The organism is Kitasatospora albolonga, from assembly GCF_039535905.1.
Taxonomy (GTDB): Bacteria; Actinomycetota; Actinomycetes; order Streptomycetales; family Streptomycetaceae; genus Kitasatospora; species Kitasatospora albolonga.
In genome coordinates this window covers 1-15906 of the sequence record NZ_BAAAYB010000070.1, presented here as the reverse complement: position 1 = coordinate 15906, position 15906 = coordinate 1, and the positions used below count along the sequence as shown (strand labels likewise).

At 73.8% G+C, this 15906-nt stretch carries 17 protein-coding genes; 8 read left to right on the top strand and 9 right to left on the bottom strand.

The genetic code is table 11. The annotated features are described in order from the left end of the window. Positions 1 to 37 precede the first annotated feature (37 nt). The gene (locus ABD946_RS17300; RefSeq protein WP_345284529.1) at positions 38 to 763 is read right to left on the bottom strand and encodes a hypothetical protein; all 726 of its coding nucleotides are present in this window, start codon (positions 761 to 763) and stop codon (positions 38 to 40) included. Positions 764 to 859: 96 nt separating this feature from the next. Here ABD946_RS17300 and ABD946_RS17295 point away from each other — a divergent pair, with 96 nt between their 5' ends. After that, on the top strand, positions 860 to 1483 hold the full coding sequence (locus tag ABD946_RS17295; protein WP_345284527.1) for a DUF4328 domain-containing protein: 624 nt from the start codon (positions 860 to 862) through the stop codon (positions 1481 to 1483). 22 nt (positions 1484 to 1505) lie between these two features. Here the strand turns inward: ABD946_RS17295 and ABD946_RS17290 are convergent, their stop codons facing one another. Next, on the bottom strand, positions 1506 to 1940 hold the full coding sequence (locus ABD946_RS17290; protein WP_345284525.1) for an SSI family serine proteinase inhibitor: 435 nt from the start codon (positions 1938 to 1940) through the stop codon (positions 1506 to 1508). A 154-nt stretch (positions 1941 to 2094) separates the two neighbouring features. On the opposite strand from ABD946_RS17290, the gene ABD946_RS17285 reads away from it, so the two are divergent. Both ABD946_RS17285 and ABD946_RS17280 read left to right on the top strand, forming a co-directional pair. Further along, a complete protein-coding gene (locus ABD946_RS17285) occupies positions 2095 to 2961 on the top strand; it encodes a GNAT family N-acetyltransferase (RefSeq protein WP_345284523.1) in 867 nt (288 codons plus the stop codon). A gap of 263 nt (positions 2962 to 3224) precedes the next feature. Continuing rightward, on the top strand, positions 3225 to 3599 hold the full coding sequence (locus ABD946_RS17280; RefSeq protein ID WP_345284521.1) for a peptidase inhibitor family I36 protein: 375 nt from the start codon (positions 3225 to 3227) through the stop codon (positions 3597 to 3599). Positions 3600 to 3991: 392 nt separating this feature from the next. On the opposite strand, the gene ABD946_RS17275 is transcribed toward ABD946_RS17280, so the two are convergent. Beyond that, positions 3992 to 5125 (bottom strand): hypothetical protein, encoded by a 1134-nt coding sequence (locus ABD946_RS17275; protein WP_345284519.1) that lies wholly within the window; start codon positions 5123 to 5125, stop codon positions 3992 to 3994. Between the two features lie 370 nt (positions 5126 to 5495). Between ABD946_RS17275 and ABD946_RS17270 the strand changes: the two genes are divergently transcribed. Then, a complete protein-coding gene (locus ABD946_RS17270; RefSeq protein ID WP_345284517.1) occupies positions 5496 to 5897 on the top strand; it encodes a hypothetical protein in 402 nt (133 codons plus the stop codon). A 224-nt stretch (positions 5898 to 6121) separates the two neighbouring features. On the opposite strand, the gene ABD946_RS17265 is transcribed toward ABD946_RS17270, so the two are convergent. Beyond that, on the bottom strand, positions 6122 to 6853 hold the full coding sequence (locus ABD946_RS17265; protein WP_345284515.1) for a tyrosine-protein phosphatase: 732 nt from the start codon (positions 6851 to 6853) through the stop codon (positions 6122 to 6124). Between the two features lie 193 nt (positions 6854 to 7046). Between ABD946_RS17265 and ABD946_RS17260 the strand changes: the two genes are divergently transcribed. The 3 genes from ABD946_RS17260 (at position 7047) to ABD946_RS17250 (ending at position 9528) form a co-directional block, all read left to right on the top strand. Further along, a complete protein-coding gene (locus ABD946_RS17260; RefSeq protein WP_345284513.1) occupies positions 7047 to 8564 on the top strand; it encodes a LamG domain-containing protein in 1518 nt (505 codons plus the stop codon). Positions 8565 to 8666: 102 nt separating this feature from the next. Beyond that, a complete protein-coding gene (locus ABD946_RS17255) occupies positions 8667 to 9164 on the top strand; it encodes an FBP domain-containing protein (RefSeq protein ID WP_345284511.1) in 498 nt (165 codons plus the stop codon). A gap of 151 nt (positions 9165 to 9315) precedes the next feature. Next, positions 9316 to 9528 (top strand): EF-hand domain-containing protein, encoded by a 213-nt coding sequence (locus ABD946_RS17250; protein WP_345284509.1) that lies wholly within the window; start codon positions 9316 to 9318, stop codon positions 9526 to 9528. 59 nt (positions 9529 to 9587) lie between these two features. Here ABD946_RS17250 and ABD946_RS17245 read toward each other — a convergent pair whose 3' ends face one another. The 5 genes from ABD946_RS17245 to ABD946_RS17225 form a co-directional block, all read right to left on the bottom strand. Next, positions 9588 to 11219, bottom strand: a complete 1632-nt coding sequence (locus tag ABD946_RS17245) for a condensation domain-containing protein (protein ID WP_345284507.1) — start codon at positions 11217 to 11219, stop codon at positions 9588 to 9590. Next, complete coding sequence (locus tag ABD946_RS17240; RefSeq protein WP_345284506.1) at positions 11216 to 12109, bottom strand: class-II aminoacyl-tRNA synthetase family protein; 894 nt, start codon at positions 12107 to 12109, stop codon at positions 11216 to 11218. The genes ABD946_RS17245 and ABD946_RS17240 overlap by 4 nt, the downstream gene beginning before the upstream one ends. A 100-nt stretch (positions 12110 to 12209) precedes the next feature. Then, the gene (locus tag ABD946_RS17235) at positions 12210 to 12998 is read right to left on the bottom strand and encodes a hypothetical protein (RefSeq protein WP_345284504.1); all 789 of its coding nucleotides are present in this window, start codon (positions 12996 to 12998) and stop codon (positions 12210 to 12212) included. Positions 12999 to 13001: 3 nt separating this feature from the next. Continuing rightward, positions 13002 to 13289, bottom strand: a complete 288-nt coding sequence (locus tag ABD946_RS17230) for a phosphopantetheine-binding protein (RefSeq protein ID WP_345284502.1) — start codon at positions 13287 to 13289, stop codon at positions 13002 to 13004. Between the two features lie 99 nt (positions 13290 to 13388). Next, on the bottom strand, positions 13389 to 14321 hold the full coding sequence (locus ABD946_RS17225) for a 3-oxoacyl-[acyl-carrier-protein] synthase III C-terminal domain-containing protein (protein WP_345284500.1): 933 nt from the start codon (positions 14319 to 14321) through the stop codon (positions 13389 to 13391). A gap of 106 nt (positions 14322 to 14427) precedes the next feature. Here ABD946_RS17225 and ABD946_RS17220 point away from each other — a divergent pair, with 106 nt between their 5' ends. Next, positions 14428 to 15639, top strand: a complete 1212-nt coding sequence (locus ABD946_RS17220) for a glycosyltransferase (protein ID WP_345284498.1) — start codon at positions 14428 to 14430, stop codon at positions 15637 to 15639. Positions 15640 to 15906 lie beyond the last annotated feature (267 nt).

Here is a 15906-nt window from a genome sequence, read left to right as displayed (position 1 = left end):
GACGGCTTCCGCGCCCTCCACCAGGGCTGACCGCCCGTCAGGGGGCGTCCGGCCCCGCGCCGCGCCCGGCTGCCCACGCCCGCAGCCGGGCGGCGGCCTCCTCCGTCGTCAGCGGTCCGAACTCGACGTGCAGCTCCTTGAGGTGCCGGGTCGCCGCACCGACCAGCGGCCCGGGACCCAACCCGAGCACCTCCATGACCGCCCGGCCGTCCAGCACCACCGGGACGTCCCGCAGCCGCCGCTCCAGGTCCGCCTCCGCCGCGGCCCGTTCCGTCCGCTCGTGCTCCGCGTACCACTCGTCGTGGTCCGCCGCCCACCCGGCGGCCCGACCGGCTGTCAACCACCCGTCCAGGTCCCGCTCCCAGCCGAGCCCCACCTGGTGGAACAGGTCGTACCGCACCGCCTCCCCGGCCCCGGCCGGGACGACGCCGAGCCGCGCGAGCGCCGCATTGACCGGCCACTCCTGCCTCGGTCCGCCGAAGTCCCGGTCGCTGACCGGCCCCCACACCCGCCTGCCCGCCCGCCACACGGCCGCGGTCTGTTCGCCCTCGCCGCCGAAGAACTCCGCCTCCACACGGGCGAGCGGCCCCCGGTGCGACCACGCGCACAGCGTCTCCTCGGGTGCGAGGCCGCCCGGCGGCCCGACTACGGGCAGGAGCCCCAGGCCGTGCCGGAGCGGGGCGACCACCGCTCCGTCCGTCCCGGCGGTCAGGCTCCGGAGCAGGTCGAACCCTCCGATGACGGCGTTCGGTTCGTACGACATCCCCGCAGGCTAGCCGCACGGGAACGGACTCGACCCGAGCCGACCATGATCGCTATGCTCCGGCGAGCTTTCGAACACCCCAGGGGGCGGACAGACATGACCAACGAGACCGGCCGGCCGACGGACCAGCAGCACGCCCCTTCACCGGACCTCCGGCCGGTGGCCGACCCGCGGCGGCTCGCGCTCTGGGCACAGGGCCTGATCGCCGCAGCCTGCCTGGTCGAGCTCCTGCTGGCGGTGGCCGGCGGCACGGGCACGTGGCTGTTCCGGGCGGCCTCCCTGCCGTACGGCGCCGTCACGCTGGCGGCGGCCGTGCTGTTCCTGCGCTGGCTGTCCCGGGTCCGTCACAACGCGGAGCACCTCGCCCCCGACGCCCACCGGTACGCGCCCGCCTGGGCGGTGGGCGCCTGGTTCGTGCCGTTCATGATGTGGTGGGCGCCCCGCCGCATCGTGCTCGACGTCGACCGGGCGAGCGGCGGGGCCGGCACCGTGCTGGTGAACCTCTGGTGGGTCGCCTGGCTCGGCAAGACGGTGGGCATGCTGATCGCCCGTCAGCTGGCACCGGACCTGCCCGTGTACACCCCGGCGGGCGAGGCCGTGAACCTGCTGGCCGGCGCCCTGGCCGTCCTGCTGATCCGCCGGATCACCGCGGCCCAGTGCGCCCGCTTCACCTCGTCCACCGCCGCGGTGGAGGGCAGCGGTGAACGGGTGGCCACGTGAGGGCCGCCGCCACGCGGACCGGTCAGCCGGCCGCCGGCACCAGTGGCGCGGTCAGCCGTTCCAGGTGGCAGGGGTTCGGGTAGCCCTCCTCGAACTCCCGGAACTCCCCGTTCCAGTACCCGCTGATCTCCAGCGTGCGCGGATCGTAGGTACGCGGGCAGCCGGCGACCGGCCCGTTCCGCAGCGGGGTGAAGTCCCCCGCCAGCTCGACCAGTCGGCCGCACGCCGCCTCCTGCTCGGGATGGTTGCCACCGGTCGGGCCGGTGGGGCCGCAGCGCAGCGTCCAGTGCCGGACGGTGCCGTCGATGCCGTCCCGGACGGTGATGCCGAGACCGGCGGACGGGCCCGCCTCCCGCGGCTGGGCGGCGGCGGGCAGCACGGGGACGAGCGCGGCCAGGACGGCGGCGAGGACGGCCGAGCGACGGGCGAGACGCGAAGGGCGGACGGAAGGGCGCACGGCAGGGCTCCGTTCGATCACTGACGGATGATCAGACCCTGCCGAGTATCAGGGCCTGACGGTCCGTAGCGCGGGACGACTCGCCACGGCGGACGGGCCAGGCCCGGCGATATCGGGTTGCGGAGCCCCGGAGCACCGGTGTCAGATCCCGGACATGACGATTGTGCTGGGGACACCGACCGTCCACGCGGTCCGCGAGGCCATGGCCGCCCTGCGGGAGTGGCAGGACGACGGGGCACCGATGCAGCTCCATCCGGGGGACGTCGGCTGGAACCACCGCTTCGGGGCGGCCGAGACGGCCGCCGTGGTGCGGACCTGGAGCCGGGGCGGACGGATCCTCGCCGTCGGGATGCAGGACACCCCGACGCTGCTGCGGATGACGATCGCCCCCGAGGCCTTCCAGGACGAGGAGTTGGCGCGGCGGCTGGTCGAGGACTGCTCGCTGCCCGGGCGCGGCGTGCTGCCGGAGGGCGCGGTGGCCGTCGAAGCCCCGCAGGGCCTGCTCCTCCACGAGCTGCTCACCGCCGAGGGTTGGGGCGTCGACGAGCCGTGGACACCGCTCTTCCGCGACCTCACCGAAGCGGTGGAGGATCCCGGCGTGCGGATCGAGCCGATCGGCCCCGAGCGGGCGCAGGACTTCGCCGACGTCCTGCGGTCGGCCTTCGACACCCAGCGGCCCACGCCCGCGTACTGGCACGCGCTCGCGAAGGCGCCGTTCCACACCGACGCCCGTTACCTGGCCGCCTACGACGACCGGGGCACCCCGGCAGCGGTGGTGACGGTCTGGTCCGCCGGCCCGGGAAGGCCGGGACTGATCGAGCCGATGGGCGTCCACGCGGACCACCGCGGCCGCGGCTACGGACGGGCCATCACCCTCGCGGGGGCGGCCGCCCTGCGGGAGTTGGGCTCCTCCAGCATCCGCGTGTGCACACCGAGCTCCAACACCGGCGCCGTCGCCACCTACCAGTCGGCCGGCCTCGTGCCGCAGCCCGAGATCGGCGACCGGATCCGCCACCCCTGACACTACGTCAGCCCGCACCGCTGCCCCCGCAACCGCTCGCGGCCGGCCCGGCGTCAGCCACCACGCGAAGGAAACTGCAGGGCCCGTCATACCGCACCAGCTGGGCAGCGCTCCACGGCCACCGGGCGGTGACCCGCTCGACCTGCTCGGGGACAATCTCGGCATCACGGCCGACGGGCCGTCAGCTACGCATTGCGCGCGCACCGTATGTCATGTCAGCATCAAGAACACCAGCAGCACCACCGCTCCCGGAAGGAACTGCCATGCTCCGCCGCGCCGTTGCCGCCCTCGCCTCATCCGCCGCCCTCGCGACCGTCCTGGTTGCCGCACCCACGGCCTCCGCCGAGCCCAACCCGGCCGACTGCCCCAAGGGCTACTTCTGTGCCTGGGAGGGGCCGGACCAGACGGGCCGCCAGGTCGTCCGCACCGCAGGCAACTGGACCGGCTGGGCCTGGTACCAGTCCTACTTCAACAACGGGTACGTCTCCCCCGGCGCCGACCACGTCGACCTGCACTACAACTGGCAGGGCCTGGACGGCAGCTTCTGCGTCCACTACAACCCGGGCCCGGGCAACTACAAGGGCAGCGTGTCCCCCGGAGTGGTCATCACCGGGGTGGTGTGGCGCGGGGAGTGCTGACACCCGCCCGACTACCAGGGCCGTTCCCCAACTGACGTCGGAGGAACGGCCCTTGGCGTTCGCGGGCCGTCCGGCAACCGTGTGCGGCCCAAGGACCCGTGGAGCCACCACCAACCCCCACCGCACCCTGCCGGCCGTTGAGCCGCTGGTCGATCCGCAGCCTCGCCGCCCACCTGCGGCGAGTCCTCCCACGGATGCGGTCCTCCACGTCGACAGGTTCTCCCGCGTTCACCTCTGCCGCCGCTTCAGCAAGCCGATCTGACCGGTGATCCCCGCCGTTCCCGTGGCCGCCCCGGGGCCGGTCACGGGAACGGCATCCGGGGACTCCTTGTCGCACAACCACGCTGCAGCCCTGCAGACCGGCCGCAACCGAGTAGGTGACGGCCGGAGGCCTACCGCGACGGGGCAGGGGCCGGCAGGCGCAGGCCCTCCGGGTAGGTGCGCCACTTCCAGACGCCGTCCACGTCGCGCACCGCGAGCCCCGCTCCGGGGTAGTGCACGATGACGGTGCTGCCGCGCGGACCGGCGACCGTCGCGAGTTCCATGACGGTGCCCGGGAGTTCGCGGTACCCGGCCGCCGACCGCCAGACCGGGGACCAGTCCTGTTGCCCGTGGACGCTCTCCTCGACCACCCACCGGTCGACGGTCTCCTGCCCCGGTCCGAGCGTGGGCCCCTCGGTGGCCCAGCTGCCGGGGGCGCTCCGCGCGGGACGCGGGGACGTCTCACCGGGGGCCATGACGCCCGGAGCCGGCGAGCCCGGCGGTTCACCGCGGGTCAGCCGGTAGCAGCGCTCCGGCGCCTTCGGGAGGCAGACGGTCCGCCCGGGCGTTCCCTCGACCGAGGTGAACGGTGCCGCGTCCTCCGAACCCGCTTCCAGCCGCTTCCAGTTCAGGCCCCCGTCCGGGGAGGTCCAGTACCCGCCGGACGTCTCCAGGAACGCGCCGTCGGCGTCGACGCCCAGGTGGAGGGAGGTCGTCGGGGCCGGTGGTACGTAGCCGTCTCCCTCCTGCCGCCGCTCTCCGGTGGCCACCATCGCCGCGACCGCCACCGGGACGACCACCAGGCCGACGTACGGCGCCCGCCGCAGCTCCCGGCCCCGCCGCCACAGCCACCAGCTCGCCACCAGCGCGGGCAGCGCCATCAGGTCGGTCGGATCGCCGACGATCCGGCTCGGCACACCGCCCGACGACCAGACGCCGGAGGCGAGTTCGCCCCCGGCCGGGCCGGACTTGGCGACCGCGAACGAGACCGCCGTCACGGCCAGCCCCAGAACCGCCGGCCAGTGCCCGCGCAGCCGCAGCACGGGCGTGAGCAGCAGCGCCACCACCGGCGGCGCCACCAGCATCCACGCCACGTCGCTGACCTTGCCCGTCACCGGTCCCGGCCAACTCCGCTTCCACAGATGGTCGTTGAGCAGCAGCACCAGGACCGCGAGCACCGTCCCCGGATGCCCCGCCCACCGCACCACCCTCCGCACCGACCCGCCGGCGACACCCCGATCCCCCTGCTCCCCCTGCTGCGGCATGGCGACCAGTCTGGCGGACGGCCGCCTCGGCGGGACCGCCGCCGGGGTCGGTCAAGCACGGAACCGGCCATCGCACGCACACCGGCACCGTCCGGGGTCGAACCTTCCGCCAGCATCGCGTCTACACGAAGGGAGCATGCGTAACACGGTGCTCCACATGGCCAACTCCCCCTTGGACAGCGCTTTCTCCGCGTACGAGAGTTCCGGGCCTTTGTCCGGTTCGAGCGGTCTGCCGGGCGGTCTCCCCGGACTAGATTCCTCGCCGGTGAACGCCCCACCACGGGGGTGCATGGGCGGTGGCGGGGGATGCCCGGCCGGCGATTTGCGGCCGGAGCTACCCCGTTCTCACCTTTGACGAAGGGACATGGCTATGGCCACGACCTCGATGCGGCGCCTGGCCGCATTCGGTGCAGCGGCGGCGATGAGCTCCGCGCTGCTGATAGCCCTGCCGACCACGGCCCACGCGGCCGGGTACTGCAACGGGGACGTCCTCATCACGAAGAACGCCAACGGCATGAGCTCCCGCCTGATCCGCTCCTACGACGGCGCCAGCCTCTGCGTGAACACCTGGAACCAGACCGGCGGTTACGCCTGGACCCGGGCCGTCATCACGAAGCAGGTCGGCGGCCCCGACGCGGCGAAGGACTACGGCTGGTACTCCCAGTACGCCTCGACCGGCTGGGTCGGCAAGGGCAACGGCTGCTGGTGGTGGGGTGGTACCCCCACCTCCCCGGGGTCGAGCACTTTCAGCCTCTGGTACGACTGCGTGTGAGTTCCGAGCGGCCGGTCACGGACGGATCCGCACGACCAGGGCAGCGACCGTGACCGTGCGGAGGAAAGCCGAGGCGCGCGCCACAGCATCTCGCGACAGCACGGAAGGCCGTTCACCGTGTTGATCTCCCGCTCGATGGCTTGACGCTTCCCGGCTGGTCGACCACCGCACCCGCCTCGTGCGGTGGTCGGCCACCCGGCCCTCCACACCGACCCGCCCCCGCGCTACGGCACCAGCAGCCGCTCCCGCAGCGCCATCACGTACGACCCACCGAGGCCCAGCTCACCCTCGACGTACCCCGCCACCGATCCGTGACGCTCCGTCAACTCCCTTAGGAAGGAGCGGATCAGCGCCTCGGGGGCCTGCCCGTAGCCCGGCCAGAGCTTGCCGGGGCCGTACTTGGCCTGCCAGTCGGCCACCAGCGAGGCGGTGGCGAGGTTGGTCAGCGCGAAGTCCTCGGCCACGGTGGCCTCGGGGACGCCGAGCAGGGTGAGCACCAGGGCGCCCACGATGCCCGTCCGGTCCTTGCCCGAGGCGCAGTGGAAGACGGTGCGGCCGGCCGACGGGTCGGCGATCACCTCCATCACCCGGCGCAGCTCGGCGGTGCCGTCCTGGGCGACCTCCAGGAACTTGTCGACCAGGTAGACCGCCGGGTCCACGTCCTCGCCCAACGCGGCCTGGTCGTACGGGCGGTGCTCGATGCTCAGGTTGTGGAAGGCGAGCCCGGGCAGCTCGGGGACGCGTCCGCCGCGCTCGATCTCCCAGGGGTAGCGCAGGTCGATCACGGTGCTGACGCCCAGGTCGGCGAAGCGGGCCAGGTCGGCCTCGGTGCGCAGCTTGCCGAGCGAGTCGGAGCGGTAGAGGGTGCCCGTCCTGACGTCGCGGCCGTCCTCGGTGCGGTAGCCGCCGAGGTCACGGAAGTTGTGCAGCCGGTCGAACTCCAGGTGTCTGGTCATGGCCGCCACTCTAGGGGGGTCTCCTTGATGGGGCCGGACCACCGGCGCCCGGCGTCCGGTCCTGGTGGCCTCGAACTGGGGGCTTGCCAGGTGCACGGCAACCCCTAGACTCTGCCGAGCGATCATGGTTCGATCTTCACAGGGGGAGCACGAAATGGTGACCAGGCGTGGATTTCTGGGCGGCGCCGCCGCGTTGACGGGCACGACCGCGCTGCTGGGCGGCGGCGTGGCCGCGAGCACCGGCGTGGCCCGGGCCGCCGAGGCGCGGAACGTCCCGTTCGCACCCGTACCTCCGCCGCACCTGGTGCAGGCCGAGCAGATGGTGCAGTACCAGCGGATGCTGGCGGAGGGTCAGCTGACCACCGGTCTGGCCGGGCACTGGCCGCTCACCGCGACCACCGAGGACCGCAGCGGCAACGGCCGCGCGCTCACCAGGGGTTCGGCCACCGCCACCGGCTGGAGCGACCTGCGGGTCGGCCAGGAGCTGACCCTCAACGGCGCCGCGGACGCCGCCTACGCGGCGACCTCCTCGGTGCTGGACACCACCAGGCCGTTCACCGTCTCGGCCTGGGTCCGCCCGGCGGCGCTCACCGGGATCATGACGGCGGTGAGCCAGGACGGCGCGCAGACCAGCCGCTTCCTGCTGATGCAGGACCGCGACCCCGACACCGGCCAGACGACCTGGTCGTTCCGGGTGCGCACGGCCGACCAGGCCCAGGCCTCCAAGGTCGCCGCGGTGGCCACCACCAAGCCGGTGGCGGGGACCTGGGTGCACCTGACCGGCGTCTGGACCGGCACCGAGGTCCGGATCTACGTGAACGGGGCCAAGGAGGGCACGGCCGCCGACGCCACCACCCCGTGGGCCTCCGGCCAGGGCTTCAACGTCGGCCGGGCGAAGTGGAACGGCAATGCCGTCAACGAGTGGAACGGCCAGCTCAGCGACGTCCGTGCCTACGACCGCGCGCTGTCCGACCAGGAGATCGACCTGATCAGCGGTCAGGCCGCCGTCCGCAGCAACGTCTACCTGGTGGGCGAGGAGGCCCAGGTCGTCTTCGGGCAGCCCGCCGACCCGGCCACCTGGGTCAACCGCTCGCGCTGCAACTCCTTCGTCACGGCGGTGCTGCGGCACACCTACCCCTGGGCGGCGGACAACAGCTACTTCGCCACCTGGTTCGGCGCCACCGACCCACGCTTCAGCCCCACGGCGGCCCGCTACCAGTCACGGTTCAGCGGGGAGAACGGCGGCGCGGGGCCGCGCTTCAAGGCGATCACCCGGGTCACCGACCTCCGGCCCGGTGACCTGGTCTCGGTCAACTACAACGGCACGGTCGCGAACAACACCGGACACATCGTCATGGTCCGCACCCTCAAGGGCGTCCGCACGGGCTTCATGGACCAGCCGGGCCTCACCCAGTACGTGGTGGAGGTGGTGGACTGCACGGCCTCGCCGCACGGGGTGTTCGGCCTCTCCACCTACTGGGACTGCCCGGACACCCGGATGGTGGACAACCTCGACAAGGCGGTCTCCCAGAACCGCCAGGGCGCGGGCATCGGCCACATGGTGTTCTACGCCAAGGCGGACGGCAGCTTCGCCGGCCACCGGTGGAGCGTGAACTCCGCCGACTTCCGCGCGGTCGCCGAGACCACCGGGACCGGCCCGGACGCGACCACCTCCTCCGGCGACAGCATCACCGCCGCCCGGGTCGTCTGAGACCCGGGACCCGGGTCCCGGATCCCGGGTCCCGCCGCCCGGATCCCGGGCCGCCGGAAATCCGGGCGACGGCACCGCGGCCGCGGTGTTAGCGTCCGAAGCATGGAGCCACTCACCGAGCCGCAGATCCGCGCCTCCTTCGTCAACTGCACCAAGGGGGAGGCCGGGCGGCTGAGCCTGCCGCGCGGTCTGGCCGAACTGCCGTGGGAGCACCTGGACTTCCTCGGCTGGCGGGACCAGGGGGCGCCCGACCGGGCGTACCTGGTCGCGCCGGCCGAGGACGGTCCGGTGGGGGTGACGCTGCGGGTGCCGACGGTGCGCCGCAGTTCGCTGAAGAGCAACCTCTGCTCGTTCTGCCTGACCTCGCACACCGGCACCGGGGTGGCCCTGCTGGCCGCGCGCCGGGCCGGGGCCGCCGGGCGGGAGGGCAGCACCGTGGGCACCTACGTCTGCGCGGACCTGGCCTGCTCGCTCTACGTCCGGGGCCGCAAGCGCACCGCCTCCGCGGAGCGGGTGGCGGAGTCGCTGACCGTGGAGGAACAGATCGCCCGCACCGTGGCCAACCTCGACGCCTTCCTGGCCCAGGTCCTCCGGGGCTGAGACCGGGCCCCGGCGCACCGGGCGGGGACGAACCCTCGCCCGACTCCCGGCCCGCTCCTGACCTGGGGCGTCGTGACCCGGGGGTCCGGCATCCGAGCGTCGGCCGGGCCGATAGGGTACGGGCACCACGACCCATTCAGGAGGGGCAGACATGGCTGACATCGAGAACGCCAAGAAGGTCTTCGCGCGCTTCGACGCCGACGGCGACGGCTTCATCACCGCCGCCGAGTACAGCAAGGCGATGGCCGAGCTCGGTGACCCGTACGTCACCGAGACGGTCGCCCAGGCGGTCATCAACAAGGCCGACACCAGCAAGGACGGCCAGCTGAACTTCGAGGAGTTCTGGGCCGCCCAGCAGGGCTGACGCCGAACGGCCCGGCCGTGAGGCCGAGGCCGAACGGAGCACGCCCTCGCGGCCGGCGGTCAGCCGGCCGCACCACCGTCCCGGCCGCTTCCCTCGGCCGGGACGGCCCCGTGCACCACGTAGTGCTGCGGGGCCATCGCCGTCTCCCGGCCGGGAAGGGCCGCGACCACCGCGCGGTGCGCCTTCGCCGGGGTGAGCGGCCGCTCGCCCGGGTCGATCCAGGCGGTCAGCCTGCCCTCCCGGACGGCCACCGTGGCGGTGACGCCGGGGCCGAGCGCCTCGGCCAGCAGGGTGCGCACGGCCGCCAGGTCGATCCAGCTGCCGTCCACCTCCTCCCACTCCCCCACCCGCTTGCGCGGTGCCAGCCCGGTCAGCTCGGTGAGCCGCGACAGCTCGACGGGGCCCTCGGCCACGGCGGCGACCAGCTTCAGCAGACCCCGGGCGAAGAGCTCGCTCTCCTGACGGTCCAGCACCTGCGGACAGGTGTGCAGGGAGATCTCCACCACCTCGCGGACCCGCCAGATGTTCATCATCAGCCGCACCGGCACCGGCTCGTCCGGGTACCAGCTCAGCTCCGGCTCGGCGCTGGGCACCGGCCGCGAGCGGGCGGCCGCCTCGGGGATGGTCAGGCTGAGGTCGTTGACCACCACCTGGCGGTTCCAGCGCGCCCCGCGCTGGTGCGCGGCGTCCTCGACCAGCTCCCAGATCCGCGGCGCGTCCAGGGTGCTGTGCCAGTAGCCGGCGAAGGCCGCGGCCTTGGTCCGGCCGATCACCTCGTCCAGCCCGTCCGCCCGGGCGTCCACCGCGATCAGCGCGTCCTGCGCCAAGGTGCCGATGTGGGTGGCGAGTTGGGCCCGGTGCCGGTTGGCCGAGAGCGCGGCCAGTGCCAGCCTGGGCTGGTCGGCGAGGTGGGCGACCAGCGCGGCGAAGACGCCGAGCAGCACGCTCGACGGACTGGCACCGGTGCGGTGACAGGCGGCGTCCAGGCTCTCGGCGGCGGCCCGGGAGCGGATCGCCAGGGTGGCGAGCTGCTCGGCCGGCCCGGTCAGCCCGGAGTCGGCGAAGACCGCCGCCGGGCTGGTGAGCAGGATCTTCTCCCAGTGCTTGAGGGAGGCGGTGGTGCGGCGCCGCCCGGCCGCCGAGTGCTCGGCGGCCGCGATCTCCAGCGGGGTGGGGGCGCTGACCGGCGGGAGCTCGGCCCCCGAGAGCAGGGTGAACCACTCCTCGAACAGGACGGAGGTGGCCGCGCCGTCCGCCCCGGTGTGGCAGACCACCACGGCCAGCCGGGCGGGCTTCCCGTCCCGGGTGAGCAGGGTGAAGCGCAGCGGGAAGTCCGCTGCCAGGTCGAACGGGCGCGGCCGGTCCAGCCGTGCCAACTCATCGGCCCTGACGTCGAGTTGGTCCTCCGGCGCGGCCTCCGCCAGGGTCACCTCGAAGGAGCCGGCGGCGTGCACCGCCTGCCGTCCGTCGACCGCGAAGGTGGTGCGCAGCGACTCGTGGCGTTCGGCCAGCCGCCGCAGCGTGGTGAGCACCTCGGGCACGGTGGCCCCGGGCGGGACGGGCCAGACCGCGTGCTTGTTGATCTGGTCGGGGTCGTCCCGGCGGATGCACAGGATCATGTTGGCCTGACCGAGCGTCACCGGCCCCTCGCCGGTGCTGCCGCCGTCGTACCGGACGGTGACCACGCTCATCGGAGGGCCCCTGCCGCGACGGCGCCGGTGAGCACCTCGCGCACCGGCTGCGGCCAGTCCGCCGGGTACGGGCCGTGCGCGTGGATCAGGGCGAGCGCGATCCGCTCCAGGCCGAAGGCGGCGCAGGCGGTGTGGCCGGGTTCGCCGTCGGCGGTGAACTCGAAGACGGTGCCGAAGGTGTCCTTGTGGCAGTTGGCCGAGGCGATCGCCTGGACCAGGCCGTCGGCCACCTCCACCCGCAGCTCGTACTTCAACTCCTGGGCGCGCTGGGCGGCTTGGAAGACCTTGCGGGCCCGGCCGAAGAACGGGTCGTCGGCGACCTCGACCGAGACCTTGAGGTCCATCGCCCCCAGCCACTCGGCGACCCGGGCCAGCCAGGCGGCCCGCCAGTCCTCGCAGTGCGCCTGCGTCCCCGCGGTGACGTACTCCGACATCCGGAAACTGCGCAGCCGGCCGGGCTCGGCGCTGCCCTCCTGGCGGAAGCAGTGCGCGGAGACCGCGAAGCGGGCGGGGCCGGTCAACTCCCGTCCCTCCAGGGTGGCGTAGACCGGGTAGCAGGCGGCGGGGAGCAGCACCAGGTCACCGATCCGCTGCTCGCGGTGCCAGTCCGGAGTGCCGGAGAGCTCGCGCCACTCGGCGGGGGTGCCGGTGAAGCTGTGCACGGTGCCGAGCAGGTGCGGGAAGGCCTTGGCGTACCCGGCCCGCTCCACCAGGGCGCGGGAGATCACCGGCGGGATGGCCAGCCGCTCGAAGGGCTCGTCGGCGCCGAGCGCCTCGATGCCGAGGCGCAGGTCGGCGATCAGCCGCTCGAAGCCGCCCGAGTAGAGCACCACACCGGGGGTGTCCGTGGGCAGCAGGGTCGCGGCTTCCGCCGTCCGGAGGTCAGTCATCCGCTGTACCTGTGTTCCTGGTTGGAGTCTGGTCGGGGAAGGGTGGTGCTGGTACTGACGCCGGTGCCGGTGAGGGCGCCGGTGCCGGTGAGGGAGCCGGTCACGGCTGGCGCAGCTCGGCGGAGCGGCCGGTGCGGCGGTCGGTGCCGCGGACGAGCAGCGGGCCGCCGCTCCAGGCGGAGAGCGCGGCCGTCCAGGCGCCGGTGAGCGGCTGGCCGCCGGCCGCAGGGGCGGCCTCGTCGGCTCCGGACACCGGGTCCGGGAAGGGCCAGGACGGACGCCACGGCTCCTCGCCGCCGGTGGTGACCGCGCGCCGCGCGGCCGTAGCGGTCCGGCGGACCGTCAGGGTCTGCTCCTCCGGCGCCTGTTCGCAGAGCAGCAGGACGCCTTCGGCGTGTGCGGGCAGCTCGACCGGCCCGGGCGGCACGTGGTGCAGCGCGGGCTGCTCCAGCAGCAGCACCAGGGCGCGCTCGCAGGCGCCCGTCCGCGCGTAGCGGTCGGCGATCCGCAGGGCGGTGAACGGGCTGAGCGGCCCCTGGTCGCCGACGGCGAAGGCCATCGGCTCCCCGGGGCAGCTCCGGGCGAGCCGCAGGGTGTTGGCCAGTCCGGGCTGGACGTCGGGGACGTCGAAGGCGAGCAGCAGTAGGTCGGCCGGCCGGTCCTCGGGGAGGTCCAGCTCGGCGAGCAGTGCCTCGCCCATCTCGCCGTAGCCGTGCCCGGCTCCCTCGGTCAGCAGGTCCTCGCGCAGGGCCAGCCCGTACGGGCGGGTCTGGTCGGCGACGAAGACCCGCAGGTCCGGGTCGAGCGCGGCGGCCGAGCGGCCGGAGAAGCGGCGGTGCACCGACCTGGTGATCCGCAGTCCGCCCCGGCCGGTGGGGCGCGGCTGCACCGCTCAGGCCTCGGTGATGGTGTGGCCGGCCACGAAGTCGGCGAGGCTGGCGACCGAGCGCAGGTCGTCCTCGCCGATCTCCTCGACGTCCACCTGGATGTCGAGCGCCTCCTCGAGTTCGAGGATCAGCTCCAGGGTGCCGGCCGAGGTGAGGCCGAGGTCGTCGAACAGGCAGGCGTTCTCCGGGATCTCGGTGAGCTCGCGGCGGAGCACCCGGGGCAGCAGGGTGCCGATGCTCTCCAGCACCTGGCCGCGCAGGGCCGGATCGGGGGCAAGGGTGGTGTCGTCCATCGTGGAACATCCCATCGGGGGCAGCGCGGTGTGGTCAGCGCGGGCGGACGGTGGAGGCGCCCCTGGGGAACGGGGGCTGTCTCCCGGGGGCACGGCCGGTCAGTGCCGGACGGTCATCGCCGAGAAGGTGGCGCCGAGGCCGGAGGCCGCGATCATGTACCGGTCACCGGGACGGAGCAGGCCCCTGGTGACGGCGGTGTGAAGGTTGATGAACCCGTCTGCGGCGAAACTGTGCCCGACGGCGGGCACGTTGTCCAGCAGTACGCGCTCGATCGGGAGCTCCAACTCCCGCGAGAGGCGCCGCCAGGAGACCTGGTTGACGTTGTGCGGCAGGATCAGCGCGAGCTCGTCGAGGCCGGTCCCGGCGCGCTCCGCGGCGGTGCGGATCACCTCGGCCATGGTCTCGGGGTAGGCCCGCTGGTAGCGGGTGAGCAGCTCCGGATCCTCGGCGAAGCGGCCGTCGAACTCACCGAGTTGGCGCACGGCGTAGGACAGCACCTCGCCGGGGCCGCCACCGGCGCGCACCAGGCAGGCGGCCGCGCCCTCGGCGAACAGCGCCGTCTCCGGGACGAGTTGGGCGTCCCGGGTGAAGGTCTTCTCGCCGGTCAGCACCAGGGCGAGCGCGTCCGGGTCCGGATCGGCGGCGAGCAGGCGCCCGGCCAGGTCGATCGCCAGCAGGCTGCCGGCGCAGGCGTGGTGGGAGAGCGAGAAGTGCTCGGCGTGGCCGAGCCCGAAGCGGTCCAGCAGGTCGGGCAGGGGGTCCAGCGGGTACGGGAGGGCCACCGGCATGCTGCGGGCGTACAGCACGTGGCGGACCAGGTGTTCCCGGCCGCGGAGTTCGGTCAGGGCGCCGAGGGCGCCGGCCAGCAGGTCGTGCAGCGTTCCGTCCGGGTCCAGGCACACCTGGTCCAGGCCGTGGAAGCGGCGGAAGAGGGAGATTTGGCGCGGGGTCAGTCCGATCCGCTGCCCGACGGCCTCGATGGGAACGGCCGAGTCGGGGAGGTGGACGGCCACTGCCTCCAGTGCGGTCACCCGGGCTAGTATTCCCACGCCCCGCGAGCCGCACAAGATGTGTCCTGACTCTTCGGCCGGAGCCCACGACCCCCCGGAGTGCTTCCTGATGGATCGTCATACCCCTGTGAGCAGCAGCTTCCTGTTCGTCGTTCCGCCGCTCGCCGGCCACGTCCTGCCCACGATCGGTCTGGGCCGCGAGCTGGAGGGCCGCGGCCACCGGGTGGCCTGGGCCGGTTCGGAGCTGGTGCTGCGGCCGCTGCTCGGGCCGGACGCCCGGGTGCTCCGCACCGGCTCGCGGCTGTTCCGTCCGCAGGGCGGATCGGGCGAGGCGGCGCTGCGCTCGCTCTGGGACGGCTTCGTGGTCCCGTACGCCCGTTTCACCGCGAAGGCGCTGGACGCGGCGGTGCGCACCGAGCGCCCGGACGTCCTGGTGGTGGACCAGCACACCCCGGCGGGCGCCCTGACCGCGCACCGGCACCGGATCCCCTGGGCCTCGCTGGCCCCGGGGCTGATGGAGCTCGGGCGGCCGTTCCCGGAGGCGGAGCCGTGGATCGAGGAGCGGCTGCGCGAGCTGTGGCGGCGGGCCGACCTGCCCGAGGAGGAGTACGTCGACCCGCGCTTCTCGCCCGAGCTGGTCCTGGCCCTGACCAGCCAAACCCTGAGCGGGGAGGCCCTCGCCGGCCGGGCGACCGCCCTGGTCGGCCCCGTGCTCGCCGAGCGGCCGCCGGAGTCCGGCTTCCCGTGGGAGCGGCTCGACCCGACCCGCCGTCACCTGCTGGTCTCCATGGGCACGCTGGCCGACGACGTCTCGGTGGACTTCCTGCGCCGGGTGGGCGCGGCGCTGCACCTGCTGGGCCCCGAGGTGCCGGCCGTGGTGGTCGCCCCGCCGGAGCTGTGGGAGGCCTTCCCGGAGTGGGCGGTCGCGGTGGAGCGCGCCCCGGTGCTCGAACTGCTGGCGCGGGGGCGGGTTTCGGCCCTGCTCGGCCACGGCGGGCTGAACACCACCGGCGAGGCGCTGGCGCACGGCGTGCCAGTGGTGCTCGCCCCGATCCGGCACGACCAGCCACTGGTGGCCGGGCGGGTGGCGGCGGCCGGAGCCGGGCTGTGCGTCGACTTCGCGGGGGCCACCGCGCAGCACCTGGCGCAGGCGGTCCTGACGGTGCGCCAGGAGCCGTCCTACCGCGAGGCGGCGGGGCGGCTCGGCCACGAACTTCTCGCGAAGGGCGGCGCCCGCACCGCAGTTGACCACCTGGAGCGCACGGCGTCCACCAGGCGAGATCCCGCGAACGACCTGGTCCAGACCATTGTGGCGAGCCCTGCCGACCCCCTAGGGTGACGCCCGGGGAGCCACTCCCCCGGCTGCCGCACGGGTGCTTCCGTCACCCCGGCCGCCGGTGCCCGTGGCCTGCCCCGGCACCGTACGGCTCCGACCGGACGGCCCCTCACCCCCTGTCTGCTCACCCCTGTACGGGAGTTCTGGCTTTGATCGAGACCACGGGGCTGCGCAAGTCCTACCAGTCCCGCAAGGCCGCCGCCGTCGACGCCGTACGCGGCCTCGACCTCTCCGTGGCGGCCGGCGAGATCTACGGCTTCCTCGGGCCCA

Excerpts from the sequence above, each read along its gene's own strand:
- ABD946_RS17300 (WP_345284529.1), bottom strand. The coding sequence starts at position 763 with ATGTCGTACGAACCGAACGCCGTCATCGGAGGGTTCGACCTGCTCCGG.
- ABD946_RS17295 (WP_345284527.1), top strand. The coding sequence starts at position 860 with ATGACCAACGAGACCGGCCGGCCGACGGACCAGCAGCACGCCCCTTCA.
- ABD946_RS17285 (WP_345284523.1), top strand. The coding sequence starts at position 2,095 with ATGACGATTGTGCTGGGGACACCGACCGTCCACGCGGTCCGCGAGGCC.
- ABD946_RS17280 (WP_345284521.1), top strand. The coding sequence starts at position 3,225 with ATGCTCCGCCGCGCCGTTGCCGCCCTCGCCTCATCCGCCGCCCTCGCG.
- ABD946_RS17275 (WP_345284519.1), bottom strand. The coding sequence starts at position 5,125 with ATGCCGCAGCAGGGGGAGCAGGGGGATCGGGGTGTCGCCGGCGGGTCG.
- ABD946_RS17270 (WP_345284517.1), top strand. The coding sequence starts at position 5,496 with ATGGCCACGACCTCGATGCGGCGCCTGGCCGCATTCGGTGCAGCGGCG.
- ABD946_RS17265 (WP_345284515.1), bottom strand. The coding sequence starts at position 6,853 with ATGACCAGACACCTGGAGTTCGACCGGCTGCACAACTTCCGTGACCTC.
- ABD946_RS17255 (WP_345284511.1), top strand. The coding sequence starts at position 8,667 with ATGGAGCCACTCACCGAGCCGCAGATCCGCGCCTCCTTCGTCAACTGC.
- ABD946_RS17250 (WP_345284509.1), top strand. The coding sequence starts at position 9,316 with ATGGCTGACATCGAGAACGCCAAGAAGGTCTTCGCGCGCTTCGACGCC.
- ABD946_RS17245 (WP_345284507.1), bottom strand. The coding sequence starts at position 11,219 with ATGAGCGTGGTCACCGTCCGGTACGACGGCGGCAGCACCGGCGAGGGG.
- ABD946_RS17240 (WP_345284506.1), bottom strand. The coding sequence starts at position 12,109 with ATGACTGACCTCCGGACGGCGGAAGCCGCGACCCTGCTGCCCACGGAC.
- ABD946_RS17230 (WP_345284502.1), bottom strand. The coding sequence starts at position 13,289 with ATGGACGACACCACCCTTGCCCCCGATCCGGCCCTGCGCGGCCAGGTG.